Annotated in this window: 2 tRNA genes and 3 rRNA genes; all 5 read left to right on the top strand. The window is 51.5% G+C overall.

The features are described from left to right. Positions 1 to 187 precede the first annotated feature (187 nt). The 5 genes from QGP82_RS04355 to rrf all read left to right on the top strand — a co-directional run bounded on the left by QGP82_RS04355 (position 188) and on the right by rrf (position 5155). Positions 188 to 1676: ribosomal RNA gene (locus QGP82_RS04355) — 16S ribosomal RNA — on the top strand. A gap of 115 nt (positions 1677 to 1791) precedes the next feature. After that, positions 1792 to 1865, top strand: a tRNA-Ile gene (locus QGP82_RS04350). 5 nt (positions 1866 to 1870) lie between these two features. Continuing rightward, positions 1871 to 1946, top strand: a tRNA-Ala gene (locus QGP82_RS04345). A gap of 173 nt (positions 1947 to 2119) precedes the next feature. Continuing rightward, positions 2120 to 4936 (top strand): 23S ribosomal RNA (locus QGP82_RS04340). 102 nt (positions 4937 to 5038) lie between these two features. Further along, positions 5039 to 5155: ribosomal RNA gene (gene rrf, locus QGP82_RS04335) — 5S ribosomal RNA — on the top strand. The 16S, 23S and 5S rRNA genes sit together here with 2 tRNA genes alongside, the layout of an rRNA operon. The last annotated feature ends 18 nt before the right edge of the window (positions 5156 to 5173 follow it).

Here is a 5173-nt window from a genome sequence, read left to right as displayed (position 1 = left end):
AGAACCTAGACAAATCAATAGTTTGAGATTCTAACAAAATCCTGTTTAATTTCTTTAGTTTGAAATTGGTTAGACCTTATCACGAGGTTGAGGCCGATGTCAAACGACCGGATACTTAGATAACACTGAGTGTCAGGTCAACACTTGATGAATGAGTCTTGTTTCTTCTTTAGGGAGCAATAAGATTACCATGGAGAGTTTGATCCTGGCTCAGGATGAACGCTGGCGGCGTGCTTAACACATGCAAGTCGAACGAACCTTTCGGGGTGAGTGGCGGACGGGTGAGTAACGCGTGAGGATCTGCCCTTAGGCGGGGGACAACTTTTGGAAACGGAAGCTAATACCCCATATGGCGAGAGCTGAAAGCTTAATGTGCCTGAGGATGAACTCGCGTCTGATTAGCTAGTTGGTGGGGTAAGAGCTTACCAAGGCGACGATCAGTAGCTGTTCTGAGAGGAAGATCAGCCACACTGGGACTGAGACACGGCCCAGACTCCTACGGGAGGCAGCAGTGGGGAATTTTCCGCAATGGGCGCAAGCCTGACGGAGCAACGCCGCGTGAGGGAGGAATGTCTGTGGATTGTAAACCTCTTTTCTCTGGGAAGAAGATCTGACGGTACCAGAGGAATCAGCATCGGCTAACTCCGTGCCAGCAGCCGCGGTAAGACGGAGGATGCAAGCGTTATCCGGAATTATTGGGCGTAAAGCGTCCGTAGGCGGTCAATTAAGTCAGTTGTTAAAGACTGCAGCTCAACTGTGGGAGAGCAACTGAAACTGATTAACTAGAGTATGGTAGGGGTAGAGGGAATTCCTAGTGTAGCGGTGAAATGCGTAGATATTAGGAAGAACACCAGTGGCGAAGGCGCTCTACTGGGCCAAGACTGACGCTGATGGACGAAAGCTAGGGGAGCGAAAGGGATTAGATACCCCTGTAGTCCTAGCTGTAAACGATGGATACTAGGTGTTGTGCGTATCGACCCGTGCAGTACCGAAGCAAACGCGTTAAGTATCCCGCCTGGGGAGTACGCACGCAAGTGTGAAACTCAAAGGAATTGACGGGGGCCCGCACAAGCGGTGGAGTATGTGGTTTAATTCGATGCAACGCGAAGAACCTTACCAGGACTTGACATCCCTCGAATACCTAAGAAATTGGGTAGTGCCTTCGGGAGCGAGGAGACAGGTGGTGCATGGCTGTCGTCAGCTCGTGTCGTGAGATGTTGGGTTAAGTCCCGCAACGAGCGCAACCCACGTCTTTAGTTGCCATCATTCAGTTGGGCACTCTGGAGAGACTGCCGGGGACAACTCGGAGGAAGGTGTGGACGACGTCAAGTCATCATGCCCCTTACGTTCTGGGCTACACACGTACTACAATGCAACGGACAAAGGGCAGCCAACTAGCGATAGTGAGCTAATCCCATAAACCGTTGCTCAGTTCAGATTGCAGGCTGCAACTCGCCTGCATGAAGGAGGAATCGCTAGTAATCGCAGGTCAGCATACTGCGGTGAATACGTTCCCGGGCCTTGTACACACCGCCCGTCACACCATGGAAGTTGGCCATGCCCGAAGTCGTTACCCTAACCGTTTTCGGAGGGGGGCGCCGAAGGCAGGGCTGATGACTGGGGTGAAGTCGTAACAAGGTAGCCGTACCGGAAGGTGTGGCTGGATCACCTCCTTTAAGGGAGACCTACCGAATCGACTCCGAACGAATTTTTATTAGGAGCGATATTGGTCACTCTAGGTCGTGACAGGATTGAGGGAATTTCAAACTATTGTTTAGGTTGTATAGGCTGGGGCTATTAGCTCAGGTGGTTAGAGCGCACCCCTGATAAGGGTGAGGTCCCTGGTTCGAGTCCAGGATGGCCCACTGATGGGGGTATAGCTCAGTTGGTAGAGCGCCTGCTTTGCAAGCAGGATGTCAGCGGTTCGAGTCCGCTTACCTCCACCAAATATTGCCAGATTGGCAGAGATAGGAATAACTTCAGCACCCTGTTTAGGTCTGTTAAGAGATGGGCTAGGGGAATAGGCTGCTGGATTTAGGTCTAGCGAGAACCTTGACAACTGCATAGATTAGTCGAATAGGTAGTTCGACACAGAGAACCTTTAGTAAAAAGACTGAGAGGTCAAGCTACAAAGGGCTCATGGTGGATACCTAGGCACACAGAGGCGAAGAAGGACGCGGTTACCGGCGATATGCCACGGGGAGCAGGAAGCATGCATTGATCCGTGGGTTTCCGAATGGGGCAACCCTACGTACGGCCCACTGAATCTATAGGTGGGTACGAGCGAACGCAGCGAATTGAAACATCTTAGTAGCTGTAGGAAGAGAAAGAAAACTCGATTCCCTTAGTAGCGGCGAGCGAAGCGGGAAGAGCCTAAACCAATTCTTATCAGAGTTGGGGTCGTGGGACAGCGATATGGAATCTGGAGGATAGACGAATCACTTGAGAGGTGAACCAAAGAAGGTGAGAGTCCTGTAGTCGAAATTTGAAGGATACTAGCTGAATCCCGAGTAGGTTGGGGCACGTGGAATCCCGATTGAATCAGCGAGGACCACCTCGTAAGGCTAAATACTCCTGTGTGACCGATAGCGAATAGTACCGCGAGGGAACGGTGAAAAGAACCCCGGGAGGGGAGTGAAATAGAACATGAAACCATGAGCTTACAAGCAGTTAGAGCACGATTAAACGTGTGATAGCGTGCCTGTTGAAGAATGAGCCGGCGACTTATAAGCACTGGCAGGTTAAGTCGAGAATGACGGAGCCAAAGGGAAACCGAGTCTGATAAGGGCGATAGTCAGTGTTTATAGACCCGAACCCGGGTGATCTAACCATGTCCAGGTTGAAGCTTAGGTAACACTAAGTGGAGGACCGAACCGACTTCTGTTGAAAAAGGAGCGGATGAGGTGTGGTTAGGGGTGAAATGCCAATCGAACCCGGAGCTAGCTGGATCTCCTCGAAATGTGTTTAGGCGCAGCGGTAGTGATTATAGCTGGGGGGTAAAGCACTGTTTCGGTGCGGGCTGCGAGAGCGGTACCAAATCGAGACAAACTCAGAATACCCAGTGAATACATTGCCAGTGAGACGGTGGGGGATAAGCTTCATCGTCGAGAGGGAAACAGCCCAGACCATCAGCTAAGGTCCCCAAATCATCTCTAAGTGATAAAGGAGGTGAGAATGCTGAGACAACCAGGAGGTTTGCCTAGAAGCAGCCATCCTTAAAAGAGTGCGTAATAGCTCACTGGTCAAGCGTTCTTGCGCCGAAAATGAACGGGGCTAAGAGATGTACCGAAGCTGTGGACTTGATTTATCAAGTGGTAGAGGAGCGTTCTGTAGTAGTGAGAAGCATTAGCGAGAGCAGGTGTGGACGAAGCAGAAGTGAGAATGTCGGCTTGAGTAGCGAAAATAGATGTGAGAATCATCTACCCCGAAAACCTAAGGCTTCCTCCGGAAGGCTCGTCCGCGGAGGGTTAGTCGGGACCTAAGGCGAGGCCGAAAGGCGTAGTCGATGGATATCAGGTTAATATTCCTGAACTTTGTTTGTGGAGCATTGCAGGGACGCATGACAACTAGCTACACCCTAAATGGATTGGGAAGTTTCTACGGAAGCTGCGTAGTGAACGATAGTGCCTAGAAAAGCTGTGGATGTAATGAAGCGAACAGACCCGTACTGTAAACCGACACAGGTGGGTGGGTTGAGTATACTAAGGGGCGCGAGATAACTCTCTCTAAGGAACTCGGCAAAATGGCCCCGTAACTTCGGGAGAAGGGGTACCCCTTAACGGGGGTCGCAGTGAAGAGATCCAGGCGACTGTTTACCAAAAACACAGGTTTCTGCAAACTCGAAAGAGGAAGTATAGGAGCTGACGCCTGCCCAGTGCCGGAAGGTTAAGGAAGCTGGTCAGTCTTCGGATGAAGCTAGCGACCGAAGCCCCGGTGAACGGCGGCCGTAACTATAACGGTCCTAAGGTAGCGAAATTCCTTGTCGGGTAAGTTCCGACCCGCACGAAAGGCGTAACGATCTGGATGCTGTCTCGGAGAGAGGCTCGGCGAAATAGGATTGTCTGTGAAGATACGGACTACCTGCACCTGGACAGAAAGACCCTATGAAGCTTTACTGTAGCTTGGTATTGGGTTCGGGCTTTGATTGCGCAGGATAGGTGGGAGACATAGAACTAATGCTTGTGGGTGTTAGTGAGTCGCTGGTGAGATACCACTCTATCAAGGCTAGGATTCTAACATTGACCGTGACCCGGTTAGTGGACAGTATCAGGTGGGCAGTTTGACTGGGGCGGTCGCCTCCTAAAAGGTAACGGAGGCGCGCAAAGGTTCCCTCCGGCTGGTTGGAAATCAGCCTTTGAGTGTAAAGGCATAAGGGAGCTTGACTGCGAGAGTGACAACTCGAGCAGGGTGGAAACACGGCCTTAGTGATCCGACGGTACCGAGTGGAAGGGCCGTCGCTCAACGGATAAAAGTTACTCTAGGGATAACAGGCTGATCTCCCCCAAGAGTTCACATCGACGGGGAGGTTTGGCACCTCGATGTCGGCTCGTCGCAACCTGGGGCGGTAGTACGTCCCAAGGGTTGGGCTGTTCGCCCATTAAAGCGGCACGCGAGCTGGGTTCAGAACGTCGTGAGACAGTTCGGTCCATATCCGGTGCAGGCGTAAGAGCATTGAGAGGAGTCTTCCTTAGTACGAGAGGACCGGGAAGAACGCACCTCTGGTGTACCTGTTATCGTGCCAACGGTAAACGCAGGGTAGCCAAGTGCGGAGCGGATAACCGCTGAAAGCATCTAAGTGGGAAGCCCACCTCAAGATGAGTGCTCTCATGGAGTTAATCCAGTAAGGTCACGGGAAGACGACCCGTTGATAGGTTCTAAGTGGAAGTGCAGCAATGTATGAAGCTGAGGAATACTAACAGACCGAGGGCTTGTCCTATCAGTCAAGGGGTCTCATGGATGGACTCTTATTCGAACTAATACTAATCTATGCAGTCTTTCAGGGCTCTACTGAGAGATTAACAGTAAGCTCAATAGCTTTCCTGGTGCCAATGGCGGTGTGGTCCCACTCCGACCCATCCCGAACTCGGTTGTGAAACGCACCTGCGGTGAAGATAGTGAGGGGGTTGCCCCTTGTGAAAATAGCTCGGTGCCAGGGTCCTAATCTACAAAGCGC

The sequence above is a fragment of the Leptothoe sp. LEGE 181152 genome (assembly GCF_032906605.1).
GTDB lineage: Bacteria > Cyanobacteriota > Cyanobacteriia > Phormidesmidales > Phormidesmidaceae > Leptothoe > Leptothoe turfae.
Note: the sequence above shows the minus strand (reverse complement) of the source record. Positions and strands in the feature narration are given on the sequence as shown.